The sequence below is a fragment of the Micromonospora sp. SD19 genome, from assembly GCF_054462275.1.
Map to the genome: position 1 here is coordinate 1,311,531 of NZ_JBTLMN010000001.1, position 25,518 is coordinate 1,337,048.

The 25,518-nt window shown below is 72.0% G+C and carries 27 protein-coding genes, 1 tRNA gene and 1 other RNA gene; 21 read left to right on the forward strand and 8 right to left on the reverse strand.

Translation table 11 applies throughout. The annotated features are described in order from the left end of the window. Nucleotides 1-61 precede the first annotated feature (61 nt). From smpB to ACX27O_RS06095, 5 genes are all read left to right on the forward strand, one after another. Nucleotides 62-541: an SsrA-binding protein SmpB gene (smpB, locus tag ACX27O_RS06075; protein ID WP_030331487.1), complete on the forward strand. Its 480-nt coding sequence runs from the start codon at nt 62-64 to the stop codon at nt 539-541. A 104-nt stretch (nt 542-645) separates the two neighbouring features. After that, nucleotides 646-1,021, forward strand: a transfer-messenger RNA (tmRNA) gene (gene ssrA / locus ACX27O_RS06080). A 70-nt stretch (nt 1,022-1,091) separates the two neighbouring features. Next, complete coding sequence (locus ACX27O_RS06085; RefSeq protein ID WP_458939033.1) at nt 1,092-1,769, forward strand: hypothetical protein; 678 nt, start codon at nt 1,092-1,094, stop codon at nt 1,767-1,769. A gap of 167 nt (nt 1,770-1,936) precedes the next feature. Beyond that, nucleotides 1,937-2,446, forward strand: coding sequence for a hypothetical protein (locus ACX27O_RS06090; RefSeq protein WP_081883810.1), 510 nt, complete (start codon nt 1,937-1,939; stop codon nt 2,444-2,446). Between the two features lie 36 nt (nt 2,447-2,482). Beyond that, nucleotides 2,483-3,436: a hypothetical protein gene (locus ACX27O_RS06095; protein ID WP_458939034.1), complete on the forward strand. Its 954-nt coding sequence runs from the start codon at nt 2,483-2,485 to the stop codon at nt 3,434-3,436. A gap of 10 nt (nt 3,437-3,446) precedes the next feature. Here ACX27O_RS06095 and mdlC read toward each other — a convergent pair whose 3' ends face one another. Then, on the reverse strand, nt 3,447-5,042 hold the full coding sequence (gene mdlC, locus ACX27O_RS06100) for a benzoylformate decarboxylase (RefSeq protein WP_030331480.1): 1,596 nt from the start codon (nt 5,040-5,042) through the stop codon (nt 3,447-3,449). A 322-nt stretch (nt 5,043-5,364) separates the two neighbouring features. Between mdlC and ACX27O_RS06105 the strand changes: the two genes are divergently transcribed. Next, nucleotides 5,365-5,955 carry a YqgE/AlgH family protein gene (locus ACX27O_RS06105; protein WP_030331478.1) on the forward strand — a complete coding sequence of 197 codons (591 nt, stop codon included), beginning with the start codon at nt 5,365-5,367 and terminating at the stop codon, nt 5,953-5,955. Between the two features lie 89 nt (nt 5,956-6,044). After that, nucleotides 6,045-6,117, forward strand: a tRNA-Ala gene (locus tag ACX27O_RS06110). Nucleotides 6,118-6,202: 85 nt separating this feature from the next. Here ACX27O_RS06110 and ACX27O_RS06115 read toward each other — a convergent pair. Both ACX27O_RS06115 and ACX27O_RS06120 read right to left on the reverse strand, forming a co-directional pair. After that, a complete protein-coding gene (locus ACX27O_RS06115) occupies nt 6,203-6,463 on the reverse strand; it encodes a YciI family protein (protein ID WP_458939035.1) in 261 nt (86 codons plus the stop codon). 178 nt (nt 6,464-6,641) lie between these two features. Beyond that, nucleotides 6,642-6,764 (reverse strand): 50S ribosomal protein L36, encoded by a 123-nt coding sequence (locus tag ACX27O_RS06120; protein WP_030331473.1) that lies wholly within the window; start codon nt 6,762-6,764, stop codon nt 6,642-6,644. A 124-nt stretch (nt 6,765-6,888) separates the two neighbouring features. Here ACX27O_RS06120 and ACX27O_RS06125 point away from each other — a divergent pair, with 124 nt between their 5' ends. Next, nucleotides 6,889-7,800: a lytic polysaccharide monooxygenase auxiliary activity family 9 protein gene (locus ACX27O_RS06125; protein WP_210865087.1), complete on the forward strand. Its 912-nt coding sequence runs from the start codon at nt 6,889-6,891 to the stop codon at nt 7,798-7,800. A gap of 27 nt (nt 7,801-7,827) precedes the next feature. Here the strand turns inward: ACX27O_RS06125 and mgrA are convergent, their stop codons facing one another. Beyond that, the gene (gene mgrA, locus ACX27O_RS06130; protein ID WP_357638245.1) at nt 7,828-8,823 is read right to left on the reverse strand and encodes an L-glyceraldehyde 3-phosphate reductase; all 996 of its coding nucleotides are present in this window, start codon (nt 8,821-8,823) and stop codon (nt 7,828-7,830) included. 70 nt (nt 8,824-8,893) lie between these two features. Here mgrA and ACX27O_RS06135 point away from each other — a divergent pair, with 70 nt between their 5' ends. Genes ACX27O_RS06135 through ACX27O_RS06165 form a run of 7 tightly spaced genes read left to right on the forward strand, consistent with a single transcriptional unit; the run spans nt 8,894 to nt 16,270 of the window. Further along, entirely contained in the window at nt 8,894-9,874 is a 981-nt protein-coding gene (locus ACX27O_RS06135) for an aldo/keto reductase (RefSeq protein WP_210865088.1), read from the forward strand. After that, the gene (locus ACX27O_RS06140; protein WP_112582361.1) at nt 9,871-10,377 is read left to right on the forward strand and encodes a hemerythrin domain-containing protein; all 507 of its coding nucleotides are present in this window, start codon (nt 9,871-9,873) and stop codon (nt 10,375-10,377) included. Before ACX27O_RS06135 ends, ACX27O_RS06140 begins: the two co-directional genes overlap by 4 nt. A gap of 55 nt (nt 10,378-10,432) precedes the next feature. Next, nucleotides 10,433-11,677 (forward strand): sensor histidine kinase, encoded by a 1,245-nt coding sequence (locus tag ACX27O_RS06145; RefSeq protein WP_400447074.1) that lies wholly within the window; start codon nt 10,433-10,435, stop codon nt 11,675-11,677. Further along, entirely contained in the window at nt 11,674-12,330 is a 657-nt protein-coding gene (locus tag ACX27O_RS06150) for a response regulator transcription factor (protein ID WP_210865090.1), read from the forward strand. Before ACX27O_RS06145 ends, ACX27O_RS06150 begins: the two co-directional genes overlap by 4 nt. Nucleotides 12,331-12,361: 31 nt before the next feature. Then, nucleotides 12,362-13,822 carry a sigma 54-interacting transcriptional regulator gene (locus ACX27O_RS06155; protein WP_210865091.1) on the forward strand — a complete coding sequence of 487 codons (1,461 nt, stop codon included), beginning with the start codon at nt 12,362-12,364 and terminating at the stop codon, nt 13,820-13,822. 2 nt (nt 13,823-13,824) lie between these two features. Then, nucleotides 13,825-15,777, forward strand: a complete 1,953-nt coding sequence (locus ACX27O_RS06160) for a vWA domain-containing protein (protein WP_458939036.1) — start codon at nt 13,825-13,827, stop codon at nt 15,775-15,777. Nucleotides 15,778-15,805: 28 nt separating this feature from the next. Beyond that, nucleotides 15,806-16,270, forward strand: coding sequence for a hypothetical protein (locus ACX27O_RS06165; protein WP_030331453.1), 465 nt, complete (start codon nt 15,806-15,808; stop codon nt 16,268-16,270). 304 nt (nt 16,271-16,574) lie between these two features. Here ACX27O_RS06165 and ACX27O_RS06170 read toward each other — a convergent pair whose 3' ends face one another. Beyond that, nucleotides 16,575-17,582, reverse strand: coding sequence for a GlxA family transcriptional regulator (locus ACX27O_RS06170; RefSeq protein ID WP_210865092.1), 1,008 nt, complete (start codon nt 17,580-17,582; stop codon nt 16,575-16,577). A 1-nt stretch (nt 17,583) separates the two neighbouring features. Between ACX27O_RS06170 and ACX27O_RS06175 the strand changes: the two genes are divergently transcribed. Next, nucleotides 17,584-18,939, forward strand: a complete 1,356-nt coding sequence (locus tag ACX27O_RS06175; RefSeq protein WP_247680385.1) for an MFS transporter — start codon at nt 17,584-17,586, stop codon at nt 18,937-18,939. A 13-nt stretch (nt 18,940-18,952) separates the two neighbouring features. On the opposite strand, the gene ACX27O_RS06180 is transcribed toward ACX27O_RS06175, so the two are convergent. From ACX27O_RS06180 to ACX27O_RS06190, 3 genes are read right to left on the reverse strand one after another with little or no spacing between them, the layout of a single operon-like run. Further along, on the reverse strand, nt 18,953-19,657 hold the full coding sequence (locus ACX27O_RS06180) for an RICIN domain-containing protein (protein WP_210857712.1): 705 nt from the start codon (nt 19,655-19,657) through the stop codon (nt 18,953-18,955). A gap of 47 nt (nt 19,658-19,704) precedes the next feature. Beyond that, a complete protein-coding gene (locus ACX27O_RS06185) occupies nt 19,705-19,989 on the reverse strand; it encodes a DUF427 domain-containing protein (protein WP_030331445.1) in 285 nt (94 codons plus the stop codon). Nucleotides 19,990-20,027: 38 nt separating this feature from the next. Then, nucleotides 20,028-20,498: an aminoacyl-tRNA deacylase gene (locus ACX27O_RS06190; protein ID WP_210857713.1), complete on the reverse strand. Its 471-nt coding sequence runs from the start codon at nt 20,496-20,498 to the stop codon at nt 20,028-20,030. Between the two features lie 93 nt (nt 20,499-20,591). Here ACX27O_RS06190 and ACX27O_RS06195 point away from each other — a divergent pair, with 93 nt between their 5' ends. From ACX27O_RS06195 to ACX27O_RS06215, 5 genes are all read left to right on the forward strand, one after another. Further along, nucleotides 20,592-21,989, forward strand: a complete 1,398-nt coding sequence (locus ACX27O_RS06195) for an FAD-binding oxidoreductase (RefSeq protein WP_210865094.1) — start codon at nt 20,592-20,594, stop codon at nt 21,987-21,989. Then, nucleotides 21,986-23,329, forward strand: a complete 1,344-nt coding sequence (locus tag ACX27O_RS06200; RefSeq protein ID WP_030331439.1) for a class I SAM-dependent methyltransferase — start codon at nt 21,986-21,988, stop codon at nt 23,327-23,329. Before ACX27O_RS06195 ends, ACX27O_RS06200 begins: the two co-directional genes overlap by 4 nt. A gap of 101 nt (nt 23,330-23,430) precedes the next feature. Continuing rightward, nucleotides 23,431-23,988, forward strand: a complete 558-nt coding sequence (locus ACX27O_RS06205) for an ArsR/SmtB family transcription factor (protein WP_030331438.1) — start codon at nt 23,431-23,433, stop codon at nt 23,986-23,988. Next, complete coding sequence (locus ACX27O_RS06210; RefSeq protein ID WP_210865095.1) at nt 23,981-24,850, forward strand: SRPBCC family protein; 870 nt, start codon at nt 23,981-23,983, stop codon at nt 24,848-24,850. Before ACX27O_RS06205 ends, ACX27O_RS06210 begins: the two co-directional genes overlap by 8 nt. A gap of 176 nt (nt 24,851-25,026) precedes the next feature. Continuing rightward, nucleotides 25,027-25,260, forward strand: a complete 234-nt coding sequence (locus ACX27O_RS06215; protein WP_030331435.1) for a zinc-ribbon domain-containing protein — start codon at nt 25,027-25,029, stop codon at nt 25,258-25,260. Nucleotides 25,261-25,518: the final 258 nt, after the last annotated feature.

Sequence of the window (25,518 nt, forward strand, 5' to 3'; positions counted from 1 at the left end):
AGCATGATCGGTTGTCCGGCCGGGTGAACCGGCCGCGGACGAGGGAGAGGAGGTGGCACCGATGCCACGGGAAAAGGGGCGCAAGGTGGTCGCCTCCAACAAGAAGGCGCGCCACGACTACGCGATCCTCGACACGTACGAGGCGGGCATGGCGCTGACCGGCACCGAGGTCAAGTCGCTGCGGGCCGGGCGGGCGTCGCTCGTCGACGCGTTCGCGCAGGAACGTGACGGCGAGTTGTACCTGCACGCGATGCACATTCCGGAGTACACCCAGGGCACCTGGACCAACCATGAGCCCCGGCGTACCCGCAAACTGTTGCTCAACCGGGGCGAGATCGACAAGCTCGTCGGCAAGACCCGCGAGGGTGGTTTCACCATCGTCCCGTTGCAGGTCTACTTCTCGGACGGCTGGGCCAAGGTCGAGATCGCGCTGGCCAAGGGTAAGAAGTCGTACGACAAGCGTCAGGACCTCGCCAAGCGCGACGCGGACCGGGAGATCGCCCGGGTGTCGGGTCGACGAGGCAAGGGAATGGACGACTAGTTCATCCTGTTTGTCCGGGTCGCTGCGTCGGCCCGGGGCTCGGGATGAAAGCTGTTGCGCCAGGCGTTAGTCTTGTCAGTGCCGCCACATCGGCGGCCTGTCGAGGGGGTGACTGGTTTCGACTTCGTACGCAGCGACAGGGGAAGCGAGCCGAGGAAGCCGACGTCGTCTCGAGAATCGGTCGTCGGAAACTTATAAGCGCCAAGCAAAATCGCGCTGACTTCGCTCTCGCCGCCTGAGGCGAGTAGCTAAGTCTGTCGGCCTGGGAACGCCTTCGTCCCAGTAGCCGGCATCAGCTAGGAGGCTGGCCAATCGGACCCGGTCGCGGGGTCCGTGCGGCGAGATTAATCAGCGACTGGGCCCGTCACACCAACTTGCTCGCGTGAGCGGTGGGGCCGAGTAGAGGCACAGCGAGCTGCGCTCGGAGAAGCCCTGACAAACCGGCGAAGGACCCGGGTTCGATTCCCGGCACCTCCACCACCTCGAACGAAGCGCCCCGGCCACCGGCCGGGGCGCTTCGTTGTGTCGACGGGGTCTTACGCTGCCCCCTGTGACCAACCGAGAGCTGCGCCTGTCGGTCGGCGCGTCACCCGGCCAGCGGGTCGTGGCGGTGGTCGCCGGCGTCCTCGTCGCCGCCATCGGCGCGGCGTTCGTGGTGCTGCCCCTCGTCGCCGACGGGCTGCTGCGCCGGCTGACCGGACCGGGTGACGCGTTCGCCTCCTATGAGGAGGCTCGCGACCTGCCGCCGGGGCTGCTGCCACCGGGGCTCCGGGACTCCGCTGACCCGAACCAGTCCGGTCCCAGCCCGCTCATCGGCCTGTGTGGTCTGCCCTTCGTGCTGCTCGGCCTCTACCTCGTGTTACGGGTGCTCCGTACGGCCGCCTGGCTGGACGGCAGCCGCGCGCGGGTACGCGGGGCGCTGCGCACCCGCACCGTCGACCTCGCCACCGCCCGGATCGAGGCGGGCGGGACGTCGTACCGCGACGCGGGCGACGTCGACCCGGCCGGCGGGCCGCAGATGCGGGCGATTCTCGCCACCGACCCGGCCGGTACGCGAGGGGTCACCATCCCACTGCGCGGCATGGGGCTGCCCAGCCTGCCGCCGACAGAGCTGCGGGCGCTGGCCGAGGCGATGACGGCGGGCCGAGGGGGCGACGGGCGGGACGACGACACCCGTGCGGTGGCCGACCACCTGCGCCGCCTGGCAGAGCGCCGCTGGACCGACTGAGGCGGGTTCGTCCAGACGGGTCGTGAGGGCTGCGGAAGCGGTACTGCTGCGGCTGGTGGGGTCAGTGGGTTTAACGCGGCAGATGAGGCGATCCGGGGCCCTGGACAGGGCGGGTCGGGCAGGCTCACCATCGCGGTATGGGGTAGCAGCGCCGCGCGGGAGGTGCCATGGTCACCGGTCCGATCCAGCAGCCGTCACTCGTCGCCCGACCGCGCGTCGCGCATCAGGTGGGGCGTCCCGCCGATCCACCTCCCCTCGGTCTACCCGGCGAGCCGCGCCCCGCCGGCCTCGCCGGTGACGTGCACGCCCTCGGCCGGGCCGTCGCGGTCGCCAGCACCGCGCCGCGCTGGCGCGAAGCTGTTCTTCTTCGACTGCGTCCGGTGCGCCAGGGTTTCGCCGAGCACGTCCGAGCCACCGAGGGCCCCAGCGGCCTCTACCGGGAGTTGCTCACCCAGTCGCCGCGACTGGACCACGGCGTGCGGCTGCTGACCCGGGAGCACGCGGCGATCGTCGCCGCGATCCTGGCGGCGCAGCAGATCGCCGAGCGGCCCGAGGCGCACCCCGACGAGCTGCGGCACCGGGTCGGGCACCTGCTGCGGAAATTGGCCCGGCATCGGCGGCGCGGCGCCGACCTGCTCTGGGAGGCGTACCAGACGGACCTGGGCGGCGAGACCTGAGGGAACCGGCCGGTCGGCGGGCGCGTCGAACCGCACATGCGTCGACTCGCAGTGCTGCTCGTACTCCCATTGCTGCTCACGGCGGGCTGCGCCGCGACCGACACCGGTCCGGCCGACGCCCCACCCAGCCCGGCGCGCGACGCCGAGGCGTTCGACCAGCGGGCCGCTCAGGTCGCCGAGGCGTGGCGGCCAGGCCCCGACTGGCGCACCGCCTACGTGCCGTTGGAGGGGCCGACACTGCTCACCGGCGACCCGGGCTTCACCCCCGACACCGAGGCGGCCTTCCGGGCCGGGTGGTACCGCGCGCAGGTGGCGATACCGCCCACCCGGGTCGGTGGCGAGATCCGGTTCCCGGACGGACGGCTGACGCTGCCGTTGATCAGCGCCGCCGAGGCGTACCGGCAGCTCGACACGGGTGACCCGCTGCCCTGCCCGGGACGGCCGAAGCAGCCAGGTCTGCCCACCCCCGGCGGCCCCACCGTCGAACCAGGGCCGGACGGGTGGGTGACGAGCAGCACGCAGACCGCCTGTCTCCCGCTCACCGTCACCGCTGTCACGTTCGACACCGTGCCGGTCCGCACGAGCCGCGGTGTGGCGCAGGTCCCGGCCTGGCTGTTCACCATCGAGGAGCTGACCGCCCGGGTGGCCCGGCTCGCCGTCGCGCCCACCGCGGTCACCAGGGTTCCCGAGCCCACCGCGCCGGCCCGCCCCCTGCCGGACGGGTTGGTGGCGGCCCAGGACCTGGCGGCCGTCGACGACACCCGGCTGACAGTGCGGCTCGGCGTCGGCGCGTGCGACACCGGGATCACCCCGTTGGTGTGGGAACGGCCGGACGTCGTGGTGGTCGGTGGTCGCGTCACCCGGGCCACCGGCGAATGCATCGCACTGCTGAAACTGGAGCCGGTCACCGTCACCCTCGCGACGCCGCTGGGTGCCCGGCCGGTGCTGGATGTCCACACCGGCGCCCCACTGTCGATCGCATCGCGCTGAACGACCCGGTTCAGAGGATGCTGGGCACGTCCGTGCTGATCGGCACCGGCACAACCGTGGGACGGTCGGCGCCCAGCCCGGCGGTGAGCGCCGCGCCGAGCTGATCGGGGGTCTCCACCACCTCCGTGGCGCAGCCGTAGCCGGCCGCGATCGCGACGATGTCCAGACCCGGCAGGTCCAGGCCGGGCACCCCGGGAGTGTGCTTCAGCTCGGCGAACGCCTTGAGGATGGCGTACTGCTGGTTGACCGGGACGACGACCACCACGGGCAGTGCCAGGCGCGCGGCCGTCCACAGCGCCTGCACCGAGTAGTGGAACGAGCCGTCGCCGACCACCGCCACCACCGGGCGACCGCGCCCGGTGTCCCGCTCGGCCAGGGCGACGCCGATTGCCGCCGGCAGCCCGTAGCCGAGGCCGCCGCTGGCCATGGTGAAGTACGACGCCGGGCGGGTGATCCGCAGCTGACGGCGCAGTGCGGACAGGTTGGACGGTGACTCCTGCACCAGCACGGCGTCGGTCGGCCAGTGCGCGGCCAGCGCGGCGAACAGGGCATCGGCGCTCAGTGGGGTGCCGACCTCGGGCGGTGGTGGTGTGTCCCGTCGTGCGGGCGCCGGCCGGTCACTCGGCGGCACCCGTTCGACCAGCGCGTCCAGGGCCAGCCCCGGGTCACTGAGCAGACTGTCACCGACCGGGGCTCGGGCGGCCTCGTCCGGGTCGTCAGTGACGTGCAGCAGGCGGGCGCCGTCGGGCAGGTGCCCGCCCGGCACGTACGGGTAGTAGCGGAAGACCGGGGCGCCGACGACCAGCACCGTGTCGTGTCCGCGCAGCGCCTCGGCGAGCGGACCGATCGCGTACGGCAGCACGCCACGGAAGTGCGGGTGGTCCTCGGGGAAGACGGCCCGCTCGGTGGCGGGGGCCGACCAGACCGGCGCGGCGAGCCGTTCCGCCAGCGCCACCGCGGCCGACCAACTCGCCGAGCGGTCCACCCCCGGCCCGTACACGAGCGCCGGGTTGCGGCTGCCGGCCAGCACCGTGACGAACTCCGCCAACCGCTGCGGGTCTGGTGCGAACCGGGTGGCCACCGTTCGCGGCGCGGGCGGCGGGTCGGCTGGCTGGGCCCAGTCGTCCATCGGTAGGGAGAGGAAGACCGGCCCGGCCGGTGGCTGCACCGCGGTCGCGTACGCCCGCAGCATGGCCGCCGGGATGTCCTGCGCCCGCGCCGGCTCGTAGGCCCACTTCACGTACGGCTGCGGGAGTTCGGTGGGCCGGCGGTTGGCCAGCCGGGGTTCGAGGAGCAGCATCTCCCGGGTCTGTTGGCCGGCGGTGACGATCAGCGGGGTCTTGTTGTGCCAGGCGGTGACCAGGTTGCCCATGCCGTTGCCGGTGCCGGGGGCGGTGTGCAGGTTGACGTGGGCGGGCACTCCGGCGGCCTGGGCGTAGCCGTCGGCCATCGCCACGGCCGTCGCCTCGTGCAGCGCGTGGACGTAGTGGAAGTCGGCCGGGAAGTCCTGGAGGAACGGCTCCTCGGTGGAGCCGGGGTTGCCGAAGACGGTGGTCAGGCCGAGGGTGCGGAGCACGTCGTACGTCGCGTCCCGGACAGTTGCCATCGCCACCCGCCTCCGTGTCGCGGGCAGGGACAACCGTGATCGCCCTCCCGATCAGCCGAATCTATCGGGATGTGACGGACCTTTCGGGCTTTTCTCAGCGGTCGGTGCTCCGGAACGGTCGATCGCCGGGAGGTCTGCCAACCGGTGCATCGGCCCTTCGTCTCAACTGTCTGATCACCCGCCGGTCAGACCTTAGCCAGCACCCAGCACGCAAGCTATGGTGCCAGGCATGGCGTTGACAGCGCGGCGGAACCCGATGCGCCGGGCGGATCCGGTCGAGGACCGGCCCCCGGGCCGGGCTCACGGTTGACGGGTGTGTGGCATGCAGGGAGAGGGCCAGGCGATCGGCGGACGAGCGATGGAGTCGATGACCGGGCGGCTGCTGGTCGCGACTCCGGCGCTCAAGGACCCCAACTTCGACCGTACGGTGGTGCTGCTCGTCGCCCACGAGCCGGGCGGCGCGCTCGGCGTGGTGCTGAACCGGGCCACCGAGGTGCCGGTAGCCGACGTGCTCGGTGACTGGAGTGACCTGGCCCGCCACCCGGCGGTGCTCTTCGAGGGTGGCCCGGTGCAGCCCGACTCGGCGATCTGCCTCGCCCGGATGCGCCACCCGATGCGTCGGCTGAAGGGCTTCCACCAGGTGTCCGGGGCGGTCGGCACGATCGACCTCTCGGTCGACCCGGAGCGGTTGCGGGAGAGCATCGGTGGCATCCGGGTCTTCGCCGGCTACTCCGGCTGGGGCAGCGGCCAGTTGGAGCAGGAGATCGCCGACGGGTCCTGGTTCGTGCTGGACGGGCTGCCCGGGGACGCCTTCGTCGACCGGCCCGACGACCTGTGGCCGATGGTGCTGCGCCGGCAGGGCGGGATGATGGCCGCCGTCGCGCACTTCCCGCCGGACGTGGCGCTCAACTGACCCGGCTGTGGCGGGGGACCCCGCGAGATGACCATGCGAGCGGGTCTGTGTATAGTTTCCCAGTGCCCGGGCGACCGGGACAACAGCAAGGGGCCGTGGCGCAGCTGGTAGCGCACCACACTGGCAGTGTGGGGGTCAGGGGTTCGAGTCCCCTCGGCTCCACCTTGTTGGACCGCAGGTCAGCGGCTTAGTCGGAGATCATCCGCTAGGCCGCTGATCTTTTTCTGCGGTCTGCTCTCTCGTACGCCTAGCGGATGATCGGTGACCACTCCCGCTGGCTGGTGATCGTCACGCCGGGAGTGCGGTAATAGGGGTCCTCGGCGACGATCGCGGCGAGCGCCGCGGCGTCCGGGACGTCGAAGATCAGCAGTGCTCCGGAGTCGTCGGGGAACGGCCCGGCCAGCACCACTTTGCCGTCACGGTGCAGGGCCTGGAGACGCTCCCGGTGTGCCGGCCGGGCGGCGAGCCGGTTGGGTTCTTCGCCGAAGGACAGCTCCAAGATGAACACGGGTTCCTCCTCCTGGGGGGCGGCCTCCCGGAGGACCCTAGTCGACGTGCTGTGCCATCGCCGCCCGTAACGAGGGCGGTGGAGGTCGCCCCGGCCATCTGTGCGGACACGCAGACCGCCCCTGACCGGATGATCCGGTCAGGGGCGGTTGTCGACTGTATGTCCGGCTGGGGCGCTGTCAGCCCTGGCGGCTCTTCCACTGCGGGTTGGCGCGGTTCACCACGACCGTGCGGCCACGGCGGCGGACCACAACCGAACCCGGCTTCTGCTTGAGCGCACGCAACGAGCTACGTACCTTCATCTCTGCCTCCTCGGTGCAAGCGGTTCCGAGTATCGAAACGCCACACCCGCCTGCGGGATTCCCGACCGGTCAGCGTCGAACCTTTGCCGGCCACCGGCCGTACCAGTGGGTGGAGGTCGTCCTCATGCCCGTACGCCGGCTCCTCGCCACTGTGCTGGTCGCTGCCGCGACAGTGCCGCTGGCTGCCACGCCCGCCGCCGCCCACGGTGCGCCGACCGACCCGGTCAGTCGCGCGGCGGCCTGCGGCCCCGAGGGCCGGTACGCGGCCACCAGCGCCTGCCGGGCGGCGATCGAAGCCGGCGCGGCCGTGCGTGAGTGGGACAACGTACGCGTTGCCGCTATCAACGGGCGAGACCGGGAACGGATCCCGGACGGTGAGCTGTGCAGTGGTGGGCTGTCCGCGTACCGGGGACTGGACCTGCCCCGCACCGACTGGCCGAGCACCGAACTGACCACCGGTGCCACGTTCACCTTCCGGTACCGGACCACCATCGAGCACCGGGGCACCTTCCGGCTCTACGTCACCAAGCCCGACTACGACCCCCGCAAGAAGCTGACCTGGGCGGACCTGGAGTCGCGCCCGTTTCTGACCCGGACCGACCCGCCGGTGCGCGCCGGGGCGTACCAGTTGGCGGGTCGGCTGCCGGCGGGTCGCAGCGGCCGACACCTGATCTACACGATCTGGCAGAACTCCAACACCCCGGACACCTACTACTCCTGCTCGGACGTGGTGTTCCGGGGTGCCAAGGCCACCGGCTCGCCGCCGAAGGCCGCCGCACCGAAGAGCGCGCCGCGTACCGCTGCGAGTGCGCCAGCCGCCACCGGGTCGGCGGTGGCGGCGGCGGCCGACCCGGGCGTGCCGGTGGCGGCGGTGACCGACCTCGGCGGCCGGTGGCCAGTGCTGGCCGGTGCCGCCGTCGTGGTGGTTCTGCTGCTGCTGATCGGCGCGAGCCGGCGGCGTCGCGGTGCCCCCGCACCGGTGGGACGCCAGTGCGAGGTACGCAACCACCGGGCCGGGCGGCGTCGGATCTGGTGACCCGACCCGCCCGAAGCTCGGCGGTGCTCAGCCCAGGTGCTGTTCGATCTCGGCCAACTCGTCGGCGGTGAAGTCGAGGTTGTCCAGCGCGGCGATGTTCGTCTCCAACTGCTCGACGCTGCTCGCCCCGATGATCAGGCTGGTCATCCGCGGGTCACGCAGCGCCCAGGCCAACGCGAGCTGCGCGAGGGACTGGCCGCGCCGCTCGGCGATCGCGCCGAGGGCACGGATGGTGGCCATCTTCTCCTCGCTGAGGTCGCTCTCGTTGAGGAAGACGCTGGTGCGCACCCGCGAGTCGGCCGGGATGCCACCCAGGTAACGGTCGGTCAGCAGGCCCTGCGCCAACGGGCTGTACGCGATGCAGCCAGCGCCGACCCGCTCCAGCGTGTCGAGCAGGCCGTCGGACTCGGTCCAGCGGTTGAGCATCGAGTACGACGGCTGGTTGATCAGCAGCGGCGTACCCAGTTCGCCCAGGATCGCGGCGGCCCGCGCGGTCTGCTCCGAGTTGTAGTTCGAGATGCCGACGTAGAGCGCCTTGCCGGAGCGGACGATCGCGTCGAGCGCCCCCATCGTCTCCTCGAGCGGAGTGTCCGGGTCGAACCGGTGCGAGTAGAAGATGTCGACGTAGTCCAGCCCCATCCGGCCCAGCGACTGGTCCAGCGATGAGATGAGGTTCTTGCGCGAGCCCCACTCGCCGTACGGGCCGGGCCACATCAGGTACCCGGCCTTGCTGGAGATGACCAGCTCGTCCCGGTACGACTTCAGGTCCGTGGCGAGCATCCGGCCGAAGTTCTCCTCCGCCGAGCCGGGCGGCGGGCCGTAGTTGTTGGCCAGGTCGAAGTGGGTGACGCCGAGGTCGAAGGCGCGGCGAACGATGTCGCGCTGCCGTTCGAACGGGCGGTCCGGGCCGAAGTTGTGCCACAGGCCGAGCGAGACGGCGGGCAGCCGCAGCCCACTGCGTCCGCTGCGTCGGTAGGTCATGGTGTCGTAGCGGTCTTCCGCGGCGAGATAGGTCACGATCATGAGCCTAACTCCGGAGCACGGTGCCGGGGATCGGGCGTGTGAACCGGGACATCGGGGTAGTTTCGACGCCATGCGTTTCATTGCGCTCGACACCCCCAAACCGTTGTCCAAGATCGGGTTGGGCACCTGGCAGTTCGGCTCCCGGGAATGGGGATACGGCCCGGACTTCGAGCGGCAGGCGGCGCAGATCGTCCGGCGGGCCGTCGAGCTGGGCGTGACGGTCTTCGACAGCGCCGAGATCTACGGCTTCGGGCGCAGCGAACGCATCCTCGGCGCGGCCCTCGGCGACGACCGGCCGAGGGTGGTGGTGGCCAGCAAGATCCTGCCCGTGCTGCCGGTGGCCGCGGTGGTGCAGCAGCGGGCGGTCGCCTCGGCGGCCCGGCTCGGCGTCACCAGCATCGACCTCTACCAGGTGCACCAGCCCAACCCGGTCGTCGGCGACCACACCACCATGCGTGGCATGCGCGTCCTGCAGGACGTCGGGCTGGTCGGCGAGGTCGGCGTCAGCAACTACGGGCTGCGCCGCTGGCAGGTCGCCGAGGCGGCGCTCGGCCGTCGGGTGCTCACCAACCAGGTCCGCTACAGCATGCTGGACCGCGCGCCCGAACAGGACCTGCTGCCGTACGCGCGGCAGGCCGGCCGGGTGGTCATCGCGTACAGCCCGCTGGCACAGGGCTTCCTCTCCGGCCGGTACGACGCGAAGAACCCACCGACCGGGGCGGTCCGGCGGGCGAACCCGTACTTCCTCCCGGAAAACCTGGAACGCGGCGCGGCGCTGATCGACACGGTGCGTCAGGTCGCCGACGCCCATGACGCCACTCCCAGCCAGATCGCGCTGGCCTACCTGCTGCGCCACCCGAACGTGCTCGCCATCCCCGGCGCGTCCGGCGTCGAGCAGATGGAACGCAACGCCGCCGCGGCCGACATCGACCTTGCCGACGACGAGTACACGGCGCTGGCCGAGGCGGCAAAACGCTTCCGGCCGATCACCGGCCTCGCCGCGATGCCGGCGATGCTGCGCGCCCGGTTCGCCAAACCAACCGAGAAGTGAGCACAGTGGACGACATCACCGCACTGATCCTGGACGACCACGCCGCGTTCCGGCGCGGCTTCGCCCGCCTCGACGACGCCCGCGACGAGCAGGAGATGCTCGCCATCTGGGACGCCCTCGCCCTGCACCTGGACATCCACGCCGAAGCGGAGGAGGCGATCCTCTACCCGCACCTGGTCAAGCACGGCGACGACGGCGAGGACGAGACGGCCGACGCGATCGGCGACCACAACAAGATCCGCGACGCCATCGCCGAGGCGAAGCTGCACCCGGTCGGCTCGGATCAGTGGTGGGAGGCGGTCGGCACGGCCCGCCGGGAGAACAGCGAGCACCTGGCCGAGGAGGAGGACGAGGCGCTGCCCGACTTCCGCCGGCACGCCAGCACCGAACTCCGCGCCGAGCTGGGCCAACGCTGGCTGACCTTCTACGGCGAGCACAAGAACGGTCGCAACCTCCCGTTCCGCGACAAGGACCCGCAGCAGTACGTCGCCGACCACCGCTGACATCTCCCCGACGCGGGGGAGTCGCCGGGACCGGCCCCGGCCGCAGAATGGCGAGGTGACGATCCGAGCCGCGCTGGCCCCGCTGGTCGCCGGCACCACCTGGCGACGCGGCGTGTTCCTGCTGCTCGGCGGGGTGCTGGCACTGCCGTACGGGCTGCTCGCGGTGACCTTCGCCCAACTGCTCGCCGATACGACGATCCCGCGCCCGCTGGCGTACGTCCTGCTGGTCATCGCGGTGTTGATCGCCGTGGTGCCGTTGTTGCTGGACGGCAGCCGGGCGTTGGAGATCGCCGCCGTCCGGGCGCTGCTCGGCGTCGACCTGCCCGAACCCGCGCCCGGGCACCACGGTGACCGGGAGACCCGGCTGCGGAGCGCACTCTGGATCGCCACCCACCTCATCGTCGGCGCGCTGGTGGGGATCGCGCTGTTCAGCGCCCTGCCGATGGCGCTGGCGTTCATCGCCCAGCAGTTCGGCATCGGCGAAGAGTTGACCAGCCGGGAACGGTTCGGGCCGCTGGACGGGCAGGACAGCGGCTGGCTGACAGTGACCGGGGTGCTGCTGCTGGTCGGCCTCGGCTACGCCGTCGCCGGGCTCGGCGCGCTCGCCGGATCCATGGCGCCGGTGCTGCTCGGCCCGGCCCAGGCCGAGCGGATCGCCGCCCTCGAAGCGCAGGCCAGCCGGCTCGCCGAACGCAACCGGCTGGCCCGGGAGCTGCACGACTCGGTCGGTCACGCGCTGACGGTGGCCACCCTCCAGGCCGGGGCCGCCCGCGAGGTCCTCGACACCGACCCGGAGTTCGTCCGGCGGGCGCTCACCGCCATCGAGGACGTCGGGCGCAACGCGATGGACGACCTCGACCACGTGCTCGGCCTGCTCCGGGAGGGCGGACGCGACCGGCCCGTGGTGGCGCCGCAGCGTACCCTCGCCGACCTGGACCGGTTGGTCACCGACGCCCGCGCAGCCGGCCTGGCCGTGCACGCGCATCGCGCCGGCGACCCGACCCGGGTGCCCGCGGTGGTCTCCCGGGAGGGCTACCGGATCGTCCAGGAGGGACTGACGAACGCCGCGCGGCACGGCCACGGGCCGGTGACTGTCCGCCTGGACCTGCACTCGGACGCGCTGGAGCTGGAGCTGGTCAACGCGCTGCGCCACACCGTCCGGGCGCAGCTGGGGCGGGGCGGTCGAGGTCTGGACGGCATGCGGGAGCGGGTGCTGCTGCTCGGCGGCCGGCTCACCGTGGGCCCGGACGGCGACCGGTGGCTGATCCGGGCCCGCCTGCCCTACGAGGAGACGCGATGAGCACTGGCGTCCTCGTCGTCGACGACGACGAGCTGATCCGGATCGGGCTGCGGGCCATCATCGACGCCCAACCCGACCTGCGGGTGGTCGCCGAAGCCGCCGACGGGGCCGAGGTGCCGCCGCTGGTCGCCCGGCACCGGCCCGACGTGGTGCTGATGGACGTGCGGATGCCCGGCATCGACGGCATCCAGGCCACCCGGCACCTGCTGGCCACCTCCGCCGACCCGCCACGGGTGCTGGTGGTCACCACGTTCGCCAACGACGAGTACGTCTACGAGGCGCTGCGCGCCGGGGCCTCGGGGTTCCTGCTCAAACGGGCCCGGCCCGCCGAGGTGGTGGAGGCGGTCCGGGTGGTCGCCGCCGGTGAGTCGCTGCTCTTCCCGGCCGCGATCCGCCAGCTGGTCGGGGCGTACGGGCCGGCCGGCGGCGACCGGTTGCGCGGGGCCCGGCTCACCGACCGGGAGGCCGAGGTGCTGCGGTTGATGACCACCGGCCGGTCCAACCCGGAGATCGCCGCGCACCTGGTGGTCGGGGTGGAGACGATCAAGACGCACGTCGGCAACGTGCTGGCCAAGCTGGGCGTCCGCGACCGCACGCAGGCGGTCATCGCCGCCTACGAGTCCGGCTTCGTCACCCCGTCCGGCCCTGCCTAGCCGAGCGTTGCCGCGGAAAATGTGAGCTAGCGTGGGTCGGGTGACTGCGCCTACCCCGGTAATCCCGGTTCCACCGGCCGACCTGCCCGGCACGCTCGGCGCGCTGCGGGCGGCCGGTCACCACTACCGCACCGTCAAGCAGGAACTCCGTGACAACCTCCTCGCCCGGATGCGCTCCGGCGAGACCCGTTTCCCCGGCATCGTCGGCTATGACGACACAGTGCTGCCCGAGGTCGAGCGGGCGTTGCTCGCCGGGCACGACATGGTGCTGCTCGGCGAGCGCGGCCAGGGCAAGACCCGGCTGATCCGCTCGCTGGGCGCTTTGCTCGACGAGTGGACCCCGGTGCTGCCCGGCTCGGTGCTCAACGAGCACCCGATGCACCCGCTCACCCCGGCGTCCCGCGCCCAGGTCGCCGAGGCCGGCGACGAGCTGCCGATCGGCTGGCTGCACCGTTCGATGCGGTACGGCGAGAAGCTGGCCACCCCGGACACCAGCGTCGGCGACCTGATCGGTGACGTCGACCCGATCCGCATCGCCCAGGGTCGTACCCTCGGCGACCCGGAAACCATCCACTTCGGGTTGGTGCCGCGCACCAACCGGGGCATCTTCGCCGTCAACGAGCTGCCCGACCTGGCCGAGCGCATCCAGGTGGCGCTGCTCAACGTGCTGGAGGAGCGGGACATCCAGGTTCGCGGCTACCAGCTGCGGCTGCCACTGGACCTGCTCCTGGTGGCCAGCGCCAACCCGGAGGACTACACCAACCGGGGCCGGATCATCACCCCCCTCAAGGACCGGTTCGGCGCGGAGATCCGCACCCACTACCCGGTCGACCTGGAGTTGGAGCTGGCGCTGATCCGTCAGGAGGCGGACCTGGTCGCCGAGGTGCCGGAGCACGTGCTGGAGGTGCTGGCCCGCTTCGCCCGCGCCGTGCGCGAGTCGCCGTCGGTGGACCCGCGCTCCGGTGTCTCCGCCCGGTTCGCCATCGCCGCCGCCGAGACGGTCGCCGGTGCCGCGCTGCGGCGCGCCGGTCTGCTCGCCGCCTCCGGCACCCCGGACGGGCGTCCCGAGGCCGCCGTTGCCCGCGTCGGTGACGCGGTGTCGGTGACCAGCACGCTGCGCGGCAAGGTCGAGTTCGAGAGCGGTGAGGAGGGCCGGGAGATCGAGGTCCTCGCGCACCTGCTGCGTACCGCGACCGCCGACACGTTCCGGGCCCACCTCGCCGGGTTGGACCTGTCCGGGTTCACCGCCCTGGTCGAGGACGGCGCCGAGATCGAGACCGGCGAGTTGGTCAGCGCCGCTGAGCTGTTGCGCCAGGTCGGCACCGTGCCCGGTTTGGCGAAGGTCCTGGACCGGCTCGGCCTGGGTGACGCGCCCACCTCGGAGGAGGCTGCCGCCGCCGTCGAGTTCGTACTGGAAGGGCTGCACCTGACCCGCCGGCTCGGCAAGGACGTCACCGACTCGGGGCGCACCGTCTACGGCGGTCGGGGCTGACGGTGGCCGGTAACCGGTTCCGTTACGGGCAGTGGAACGGCGGGCCCGACCCGCTCGCACCCCCGTACGACGTGCGCGAGGCGGTGGACGCGGTCGGTGCGGAGGTGCTGGCCGGTGGCAGCCTGCGGGAGGCGCTGCGCGACCTGCTGCGCCGTGGCCCGCAGGGGCGGGGTGGCCTGGACGACCTGGCCGCCCGGGCGCGACGACTGCGCCGCGAGGCGATGCGCCGGGGTGACCTGGACGGCGCGGTGACCAGGGCGCAGGCCCTGCTCGACCAGGCCCTCGCCGCCGAACGGGACGAGCTGCGAGGTCGTGACGACGACGCCGCGCGGTTCGCCGAGGCGGTGCTGGACAATCTTCCCCGCTCGACCGCGCGGGCGGTGCAGGAACTGTCCGGCTACCAGTGGGCCAGCGACGACGCCCGCCGTTCGTACCAGCAGATCCTCGACCAGCTTCGCGATGACGTGCTCGGCCAGCGCTTCGCCGGGCTGCGCGAGGCGGTGCGCGCCTCCGCCGACCCGGCCGCCCAGCAGCGGCTCGCCGAGATGATGGGCGACCTGAACGACCTGCTCGCCCGGCACGGTCGCGCGGAGGACACCACCGACGCGTTCGCCGAGTTCATGCGCCGGCACGGCGACTTCTTCCCGGAGCAGCCGGAGACCGTCGACGAGTTGATCGACGTGCTGGCCCGCCGGGCGGCGGCGGGTGAGCGGCTGATGAACTCGCTGTCGGAGCGGCAGCGCGCCGAGCTGTCCGGGCTGATGCAGCAGTCGCTCGGCGATCGCCTCGCGGGGGAGATGTCAGCTCTCGACGCGAACCTCCGGGCGCTGCGACCCGATCTGCGCTGGGGGCGGGGCGAGCGGGTCCGCGGCGACCAGCCGTTGGACTACGCCGACGCGGCCGGCGCGCTGGGTGAGATCGGCGAGCTGGACGACCTGCTGGACCAGCTCGACCAGGAACACCCGGGGGCGACGCTCGATGACGTGGACGTCGACGCGGTGGCCCGCACGCTGGGCCGGGACGCGGCCGACGACGTTCGGCGGCTGCGCGATCTGGAGCGGGAGCTGCGCCGCCAGGGGTGGGTGAGCCGGGACGCGGAAGGGCTCACGCTGAGCCCGAAGGCGCTGCGCCGGCTGGGCGGAACCGCGCTGCGGCGGGTCTTCGCCGACCTGACCGCCGGGCCGCGCGGCCAGCACGACCTGCGCTCGGCCGGTGCGGCGGGCGAGGTCAGCGGCGCGTCCAGGCCTTGGGAGTACGGCGATGAGCAGCCGTTGGACGTAGTCCGGACGTTGACCCGGGCGGTCAGCCGGGCCGGGCCGACGGTCCCGGTGCAGCTCGCGGTGGACGACTTCGAGGTGGTGGAGACCGAGAAGCGGGCCTCGGCCGCTGTGGTGCTCTGCGTCGACCTGTCGTACTCGATGATCTCGCAGGGTCGTTGGGGGCCGATGAAGCAGACGGCGCTGGCGCTGGCTCACCTGATGGAGACGCGCTTTCCGCAGGACGCCCTGCAGATCGTCGGCTTCGGGCGGGAGGCGATGACGCTCACCCAGCATGAGTTGGCGGCCGTGGAGCCGGGCATGGAGCAGGGCACCAACCTGCAGCACGCGCTGCGGTTGGCGGGCCGGCACCTGCGCCGGCACCCGGACGCCGAGCCGGTCGTGCTGGTGGTCACCGACGGCGAGCCGACCGCCCACCTGGACCCGGACGACGGGGAGGCGCTGTTCCACTGGCCGCCGCTGCCGGAGACGATCGAGGCGACGGTCCGTGAGGTGGACCGGCTGAGCCGCTACGGCGCCACGCTCAACCTGTTCATGCTCGGCGACGACCCGGGTCTGCGGCGTTTCGTCGACGCGGTGGCCCGCCGTAGCCGGGGACGCATGTTCACCCCGGACACCGACGACCTGGGCGAGTACGTGGTCAGCGACTACCTTCGCTCCCGCCAATCCCGCCGCTAAGTCCCGCCGGGGCGGGTTGACTGGGGGGATGGAGAGCGGGGGGTTGCGACAGGCCTACGGTGCGGTGTTCGCGGAGGTCGACGCCGGCGGGTTCGGTCCGGCTCCGCAGGGACAGCTCAGCGCCGAGCAGATCGTCGCGCATCTGGTCGCCAACGACGAGCTGATGATCCAGGCCACCGAGGCGCTGCTGGCCGGGTCGCCGTTCGCGTACTACGAGTTGGAAGAGGACATGCACCGTCCGCAGCTCGACGCGCTCGCCGCCGAGCAGGGTGGTCTGCGTGGACTGACGGCGCTGCTGCACGGCACCAGTGATCGGCTGTGCGGGCTGGTCGACCAGCTCGGGCTGGCTGCGGAGACTCCGGTCGAGACGCACCTTCGCGAGGGCTTCGACCTCATCGTCGACGAGCCGCTGCCCTGGTCCCGGACCCTGGACCTGCACACCCGGGTCCACCTCCCCAAACACCAGGCCCAACTCCGACTCCTCCGCGCCTGAGACGCGTCACCGGCGCCGGGGCGCCGGGTACCCGGGCGAGGCGTGGGCAGGGGCGGCAGCGTCCGGGTGTGGCGCGGGCAGGGGCAGGCCGTTCTGCTTAGCGTGATGTCTGTGAGACATCGTGATGTCTCACAGACATCACGCTCTCCCGAGTTACCGGCCCGGGCGGGCGCGTTTCACCGGCGCTCGTGCCGGCGCCGGGCGGCGTGGCCGGCTGAAGGTGCCTGCTGGCGTTGGGGCAGCGCGACGATCGGTTCCGCGCTGGGCCGGGAGGTGCTGCCGACCGACTCAGGTGTCGACCAACTCAGGTGTCGACCAACTCGGGGCGGGGGTGGAAGGTGCGGCGGTAGGTGGAGGGGGCCACCCCGATGCGCTGGTGCAGTTGCTGGCGTAGGGCGGCGGTGGTGCCGAAACCCGAGCGGTGGGCGATCTGGTCGACGGTGAGGTCGGTTGTCTCCAGCAGCAGCCGCGCGTGGTCGGTGCGCTGTTGCAGCAGCCACTGGGCCGGGCTCAGACCGGTCTCCGACCGGAAGCGCCGGGTGAAGGTGCGCACGCTCATCCGGGCCTGCTCGGCCAGGTCGCGCAGCGCGATCGGCTCGTGCAGCCGCTGCCGCGCCCACTCCCGGGCGCCCGCCGTGCTGGAGTCGGTCGCCTTCGGCACCGGCTGTTCGATGTACTGCGCCTGGCCGCCGTCGCGCCACGGTGGCATCACGCAGCGGCGGGCCGCCCGGTTGGCCACCTCGCTGCCGTGGTCGAGGCGGATGACGTGCAGGCAGAGGTCGATGCCGGCGGCGACCCCGGCCGAGGTGAGCACCCGGTCGTCGGCGATGAAGAGCACGCCCGGGTCGAGGTCCACCCGGCCGTGCAGGTGGCGGAAGCGCTCGGCGTACGCCCAGTGGGTGGTCGCCCGCCGCCCGTCGAGGAGCCCGGCGGCGGCGAGCACGAACGCCCCGGTGCAGATCGACATGATCCGTGCGCCCCGCTCGTACGCCGCGCGCAGCGCCCCGGTCACCTCCGGCGCGGTGGTGCCCGACGTCAGCACGGTGCCGTCGTGGATGCCGGGGACGATCACCGTGTCGGCGGTCTCGAGCAGTTCCAGGCCGTGGTCGGGGACCACCTGGAAGCCGGCGGTGCTGCGCACCGGCTGCCCGCCCGGGGTGCACACCCGCACGTCGTAGAAGGGTGTCCCGTCGGCGGCCCGGGCGGTGCTGAACACCTGGGACGGGGTGCCGAGGTCCAGGCCAACCACCTGGTGCAGAGCGAGGACGGCGATTCGATGCGGGCCAGCGGTCATGGCCCGATTATTGCGCATGATGGCTTTCCGGCCACTCGTCGCGGTGCCCGGCCCGGCCCAGACTTGCTCCGTGACCAAGAACCGTCGTCTGCATCCCGCCTGGCTGGTCGCCGCCGTCGCCTTCGTGGCGCTGGTCGGCGCGGCGGGCTTCCGCGCCACCCCGTCGGTGCTGCTGCACCCGCTGCACGAGGAGTTCGGCTGGCCGCTGGCCACCATCTCCGCGGCCGTCTCCGTCAACCTGTTGCTCTACGGGCTCACCGCGCCGTTCGCGGCAGCCCTGATGGACCGGTTCGGCATCCGCCGGGTGGTCTCGGTGGCGCTGCTGCTGGTCGCCGCGGGCAGCGGATTGACGGTCTTCATGACCGCCAGCTGGCAGCTCCTGCTCTGCTGGGGTGTGCTGGTCGGGCTGGGCACCGGCTCGATGGCGTTGGCGTTCGTGGCCACCGTCACCGGCCGCTGGTTCGTCCGCAGACGGGGTCTGGTGACCGGAGTGCTGACCGCCGGCGGGGCGGCCGGGCAACTGGTGTTCCTGCCACTGATCGCCATCCTGGTACGCGACCACGGCTGGCGGACGGCGGCGCTCGTCGTCGCCGCAGCGGCGCTGGCGGTCGTACCCCTGGTGGTGTGGCTTCTGCGCGAGCACCCGGCGGATCTCGGCCTGCCCGCCTACGGGGCGACCGAGGTCGTCGCGGCACCACCGGCGACCGGTGGCGCCGCGACCCGGGCGCTCGGCGCGCTGGCGACGGCGGCCCGGACCCGACCGTTCTGGCTGCTGGCCGGAGGGTTCGCGATCTGCGGCGCGACCACCAACGGCCTGGTCGGTACGCACTTCGTGCCGGCCGCGCACGACCACGGCATGGCCCAGACCACAGCGGCCGGGTTGCTCGCCCTGGTGGGGCTCTTCGACATCGTCGGCACTGTCGCCTCCGGCTGGCTCACCGACCGGGTGGACAGCCGGCTGCTGCTCGGCATGTACTACGCGCTGCGGGGGTTGTCCCTGCTGGTGCTGCCGAGCCTGTTCTCCGGCAGCGCTGAGCCGAGCATGCTGGTGTTCATCGTCTTCTACGGCCTGGACTGGGTGGCCACCGTGCCGCCGACCGTGGCGCTGTGCCGGGAGTACTTCGGCGGGGCCGGGGCGGTGGTGTTCGGCTGGGTGTTCGCCGCGCACCAACTCGGCGCGGCGGTCGCCGCCACCGGCGCGGGGCTGGTCCGGGACCGGCTGGGCGACTACGCGATGGCCTGGTACGTGGCGGGCGCTTTGTCGATCGGCGCCGCCGGGCTGTCGTTGCTGCTGCGTCGACGACCGGGCCGAGCGGTGCCGGAGGCCGTGCTGCTCGCCGCGACCGCGCCCCGGGCCTGGAGCTACCGGGGCTGAGCGGGTTGGCTGGTCAGCCGATCGTCCACTGCTGGGCGGGTCGGCCGTCGCAGGCGCGCTGGCGGATCTCGTCGTCGGGCTCGTCGCCGTCGTCGTCGGCCTGCGCGCACCTGCCGCTGTGCGCGGCCACCAGCAGCACCGGGCCGGTTCCGGTGGCGGACAGCCGCCACTGCTGGTTGGCCCCACCGTGGCAGGGGAACTGGAGCAACCGCGCGCCGTCGTCGGTACTGCCGCCCTCGACGTCCAGGCACTGCCCGTGGGCGGCGTTGGTCAGCGTCACCACGCCCGCGCCGGCCGGGTTGACGACCCACTTCTGTTCCGGACCGCCGGTGCAGACGGCCAGCTCGGCCCCCGCTTCCTTGTCGTCGCCGTCGAGCCCCAGGCAGAGCCCGGACGCGACCCGCAGCACCCGGGGGCCGGTGGTCGGTGCCGTCGAGGGCGTCGGCGACGGCTCGACCGACGGGGTCGGGCTCGGCCCGGCCGCCCCGGTGGTGGCCTCCGCCGCGCTGGACGTCGCACCCACCGGGGCCGGCACCGCCGGTTCGTCGTCGCCGCCGAGAAGCCCGGTCGCGAAGACCACCCCGAGGAGTACGCCCACCAGGCCGACGCCGAGCGCCACGCGCAGCAGCGGGTCCGTGAGCGGGCCGGAACGCGCGGCCCGTCGGCGGCCGCCGTAGACGGTGCCGGCGGGGTCGGGGCGTTCCTCGGGCGCGGGCATACGGGCCATCCTCACCCACCGCCGTCGGCCACGGCCAGTCGGTGCCGTCAGTCGACGACCCGGACGTCCTTCCAGAACGCCACCCGGTCACGCACCATCTCGGCGTCCGGTTTGGGCTCCGGGTAATACCAGACCGCGTCCTTGCTGGTGCTGCCCTCGTGCTCAAGGGAGTAGTAGGAGGCGGTGCCCTTCCAGGGGCAGACGGTGTGCGTCGTGGACTCGCGGATCAGGTCGTCACGCAGGGCGGAGCGAGGGAAGTAGTGGTTGCCCTCCACCAGCACGGTGTCGTCGCTCTCGGCGACGACCAGGTCTTTCCACATGGCTTTTGGCATGCCCCAACACTATTCCGCGCCGCCCACCGGGGCTGTGCTCAGCGGGTGGGCTGGGGGTCGGTGACGTCGGCCACTGTGGCGTCGAGGGCGGCGATCGCGACGTCGGCGGCGATCGCGACGGCCAGGCCACGCTCGCCGGCGCCCAGGGTGATCTCCCGGCCGCGCAGTCGCTCGTCGGCGACCACCGGCCAGGCCGTGCTCGCGCCGAACGGGGTGATGGTGCCGCGTTCGTAGCCGGTGGCGGCGAGGGCGCCGGCCGCGTCCGGCATGGAGAGCCGGTGCACCCCGAGCAGGGCGCGCAGCTTGGGCCAGGAGATGACCCGGTCGCCGGGGGTGAGCACGAACAGGTGATCAGCTTCACCACGACGCACCACGATCGTTTTGACCACGTCCGGGACGGCCACGCCCCGGACGGCGGCGGCCTCCGCGAGACTGCCGACCGCACCATGCCTGACCAGCCGATACGGCAGTTGGGCGGCGTCCAGGGCGGTGATCGCTGGCGATGGCATGCCCGCCACGGTAGCCGTCGCGCCTGCTACCGGACGGGAAACTGCCCCTGCCGACATCCCACGGTTTCCGAACGGCGAGCGTAAGGTGATCACATGCGCGCTGAGCGTGTGGATCATCCGATTGACCATGATCAAGCGGTGGACACGCTGCGGCGGTCGTACGCCGCGGTGCCCACGGGCGAGCCTGTCCGGCTGGCCAAACGCACCTCCAACCTGTTCCGCCCCCGGTCCGCTCCCCGGACTCCGGGGCTCGACGTGAGTGGCCTGAACGGTGTGCTGTCGGTCGACAGGGCCGCCCGCACCGCCGATGTGCAGGGCATGTGCACCTACGAGGACCTGGTCGACGCGACCCTCCCGCACGGGCTGATGCCGTTGGTGGTGCCACAGTTGCGCACCATCACGCTGGGCGGCGCGGTGACCGGCCTCGGGATCGAGTCGACCTCGTTCCGCAACGGCCTGCCGCACGAGTCGGTACGCGAGATGGACATCCTCACCGGCTCCGGCGAGATCGTCACCGCCCGGCCGGACGGGGAGCACGCCGACCTGTTCACCGCGTTCCCCAACTCGCTGGGCAGCCTCGGGTACGCCACCCGGCTGCGCATCGAGCTGCAACCGGTCGGCCGGTACGTGGCGTTGCGCAACATCCGGTTCACCCAGCTGGAGGCGCTCACCGACGCGATCGCCGAGGTGACCGCCACCCGCTCCTGGGCCGGCGAGCCGGTCGACGTGATGGACGGCGTGATGTTCAGCCCCGGTGAGGCGTACCTGATCCTGGGCACCTTCACCGACGCGGCCGACCCGCCCAGCGACTACACCGGTCAGGCGATCTACTACCGGTCGCTGCGCCAGCGCACCCGCGACGTGCTCACCGCGTACGACTATCTGTGGCGCTGGGACACCGACTGGTTCTGGTGTTCCGCGGCGTTCGGCGCGCAGCACCCGGTCGTGCGCAGGCTCTGGCCGGCGCGTTACCGGCGCAGCGACTTCTACCACCGACTGGTCCGGTTGGAGCACCGTCACCAGGTGGCGGCCCGGATCGACCGGCTGCGCGGGCAACCGGCCCGGGAGCGGGTCGTGCAGGACGTGGAGATCCCGCTGGACCGTACTGCTGACTTCCTGCGCTGGTTCGCCGGCGCGGTGGGGATGAACCCGGTGTGGCTGTGCCCGTTGCGGCTGCGGGAGCCGGCGGGTCCCGGTTCGGCGCGGTCCTGGCCGCTGTATCCACTCCAGCCGGGCCAGGACTACGTCAACATTGGGTTCTGGGGGAGCGTGCCGATCGCGCCGGGCGCCGCCGACGGCGACGTCAACCGCACGATCGAACGCAGGGTGTCGGAGTCGGGCGGGCACAAGTCGCTCTACTCCGACGCGTACTACGACCGGGACGCCTTCGATCGCCTGTACGGCGGCGACACGTGGCGGGCGGTGAAAGACCGCTACGACCCGGACCACCGGCTGACGGGACTGTACGAAAAGGCGGTAGCACGAGCATGAGCCTGACCGACCGAGATCAGGGGGCGGCGAGCGTCCCCGCCACCCCGCCGGCGGGGGGCCGGCGCACGGGTCCGACCGTCGCTGACGTCGTCCGCGCGGTCACCGCCGGGCCGCTTCCGGTGCGGATCACCGGGTACGACGGCAGCGCCGTCGGCCCGTCCGACGCCGGCATCACCCTGGCGATCCGTTCCGAGCGTGGGCTGTCGTACCTGCTCACCGCACCCGGCGACCTGGGCATGGCCCGGGCGTACGTCAGTGGTGACCTGGCGTTGCAGGGGGTGCACCCGGGTGACCCGTACGAGGCGTTGCGGGTGCTCAAGGACGAGCTGCGGTTGCGCCCACCGGCGCTGGCCGAGGGGCTGGCGTTGGTCCGTGGGCTGGGCTGGGAGCGGCTGATGCCGCCGCCGGCGCCGCCGCAGGAGGCGCAGCCCCGCTGGAAGCGGGTGGTGAACGGGCTGCGGCACTCGCGGGTGCGGGACAGCACCGCCATCTCGCACCACTACGACGTCTCCAACGCCTTCTACGAGAAGGTGCTCGGCCCGTCGATGACGTACACCTGCGCGGTTTTCCGGTCTCCGGACGACACGTTGGAGCAGGCCCAGGCGGCGAAGTACGACCTGGTCGCCGGCAAGCTGGCGCTGAAGAAGGGGATGCGGCTGCTGGATGTCGGGTGCGGCTGGGGTGGCATGGTGCGCCACGCCGCGCGTGAGTACGGCGTCAAGGCCCTCGGGGTGACCCTGTCGAAGGCGCAGGCGCAGTGGGCGCAGGCGGCGATCGAGCGGGAGGGGTTGACCGAGTTGGCGGAGGTGCGGCACCTGGACTACCGGGACGCACCGGCCGAGCAGTTCGACGCCATCTCCTCGATCGGGCTGACCGAGCACATCGGGGTGCGCAACTATCCGGCCTACTTCGGGGCGCTGCGCAGCCGGCTGCGGCAGGGCGGGCGGCTGCTCAACCACTGCATCACCCGCGCGGACAACCGGGCTCCGCACCGGTCGGGCGCGTTCATCGACCGGTACGTCTTCCCGGACGGTGAGCTGGCCGGTCCGGGTCGGTTGATCAGCGAGGTGCACGACGCCGGGTTCGAGGTGCACCACGAGGAGAACCTGCGCCAGCACTACGCGCTGACGCTGGCTGCCTGGTGCCGCAACCTGGTCGAGCACTGGGACTTCTGCGTCTCGGAGGTGGGCGCGGGCACCGCCCGGGTGTGGGGGTTGTACATGGCCGGGTCGCGGATGGCGTTCGAGCGCAACGGCATCCAGCTGCACCAGGTGCTGGCCACCCACAACGGCCCGAACGGCGTGAGTGGCTATCCGTTGCGACCGGACTGGTTGCCCTGACCATCTGCTGAGCGTCGCCTGAAGCCGCGCCGGAAAAAGTCGGCGCGGCTTCTCGCGAAGCGATTGACAAAGAAGTTTTGTACGTACAAACTGATTTTGCCATGAGAGACGTCCTGTACCTGGAGCAGATCGAGCAGGCCGAAGTCCTGCTCAAGCCGCATCGCGTCGAGGTGCTGCGGCAACTGGCCGAGCCGCGCACCTGCACGGAGGTCGCGGCCCGACTCGACCAGACGCCACAGCGCGTCTACTACCACGTCAAGCAGCTCGTCGCGGCCGGCCTCGTCGAGCTGGTCAACGAACGCAAGGTCCGTGGCATCACCGAAGGCATCTACCAGGCCGCCGCCCGGTCCTACTGGCTCTCCCCACGGCTCGTCGGCCGGATCGGCCTGCGCCGGGCCCGCGACGAGCTGAGCCTCGGCTACCTGCTCGACCTGATGGAGGAGGTCCAGGCCGACATCGCCGGCCTGGACCGGGCGGCGCCCGAGCTGCCCTCGATCGGGGTCTCCGGCGAGATCCGGGTGCCCCCCGAGCAGCGCCAGCAGTTCCTGCACGACCTGCAAACCGCACTTCAGGACCTGTTCACCCGCTACGGCGGCAGCGAAGGCGACGCCTTCAAGCTGGCCGTCGCCTGCTACCCGAAAGGAAACGACAATGAGTGAACCGATGAAGGTTCAGGCTCGCCTCTCCGCGCCCGTCGGCCGGGTCCGCAAGGCCCTCACCGACCCGGCCGAGCTGCGTCTCTGGCTGGCCGAGCACGCCGAGGTCGAGCTGCCCCGGCGGTACGAGTTCTGGGGCCGCTTCACGCCCGAGGGCGACGCCCCGCACCAGCGGTTGCTGCACGTGGACGACGACACGCTGCGCTTCAGTTGGCTGCTCGACGGGGTGGAGACCACCACCGAGTTCCAGCTGGCCGCCGAGGGCGCCGACAGCACCGTGCTGACGCTGACCCAGAGCCACTTCGACTTCGCCGAGGCGATGAGCGGCTCCAGCATCCGGGGCGTGCTCCAGACGTTCTGGGCGCTTGCCATCGCCAACCTGGCCGCCCACGTGGAGGGCAAGCCACTGCTGCCCCGCACCGACTTCACCTCCGCCGACCTGCGGGGTGAACTGGTCATCGCCGCCCCCGCCGACAAGGTGTGGGAGTCGCTGACCGACTCCGAGCAGGCCAGTGCCTGGTTCGGCTACCCGATCGGCATCGAGCCCTGGGTCGGCGGCCGGTACGCCATGGGCGGCTTCGAGACCGGCTACGCGGCCAAGGTCGTCGACCTGGAGCCCGGCCGGCGGATGTCCGTGGACTGGGGACCGACCGGCGTGACGAACTGGGAGCTGGCCGAATCCGGTGGCAAGACCACGCTGACCTTCGTGCAGAGCGGCTTCGACGAGGCCAACCCGCCGTACGGGGCGTGGAGCGGGTCGGTTGCCGGGCTGTACGAGCTGCGCCGCTTCCACGAGGTGCCGAACTGGCAGCCGATCTGGATCTCCGAGGAGATCCCCGGCCTGGAGCCCGCCCCGACCAGCTGACGTGTGATCGTCTCGCCTTGATCGTGCTCGATCAGGGATGTAGTGGCCTCGTTCACCCCCCCGGAGGCCCCCACATCCTGGATCGAGCACGATCTTGTGCGTACCGGGGCGGTGGTTGTTCTGATCAGGTGGCGGGATGTGGTGACTTTTCGCTGTCGAGTGGGTACTGGCGGGCGATGTTCTTCATCTTTGGTCTGCGTACCAAGGTCGACCGGTCCGGTGTCGTGCAGCAGGTCTGCCGCCACTGCGGCAACCAGGCCGCACAGGTGATCACCCGCCGCTCGACGAAATTCACCCTCTTCTTCATCCCCCTCATTCCGATCCGTACCCGGTACGCGCAGCAGTGCACGTTCTGCGGGGCGGAGTACGAGATTTCCAGGTCCGACGCCGAACGCCTCCCGGTCGGCTGACCCGACGATGGAACGCTTCCTCTGCTGGCTGATCGGCCGACCAACGCCCCCGGTCGACGTGGCGGTGCACACCGTTGCCCGCCCGCCCTGCACTCCCGGTCGGCGCAGACGCCGCCGCGCACGCCGTCCGTCGGCCGGCACGACGCTGCCCCGCTCACCCTGGAACCGCTCCGGCGGCCGCTGACCGCAGGTCCGGGCGTCCGCGACGGCGTGCACGTTCGGCTCTGGCGGGGTTTCTGAGCGCTGGTTAGGCTTTCG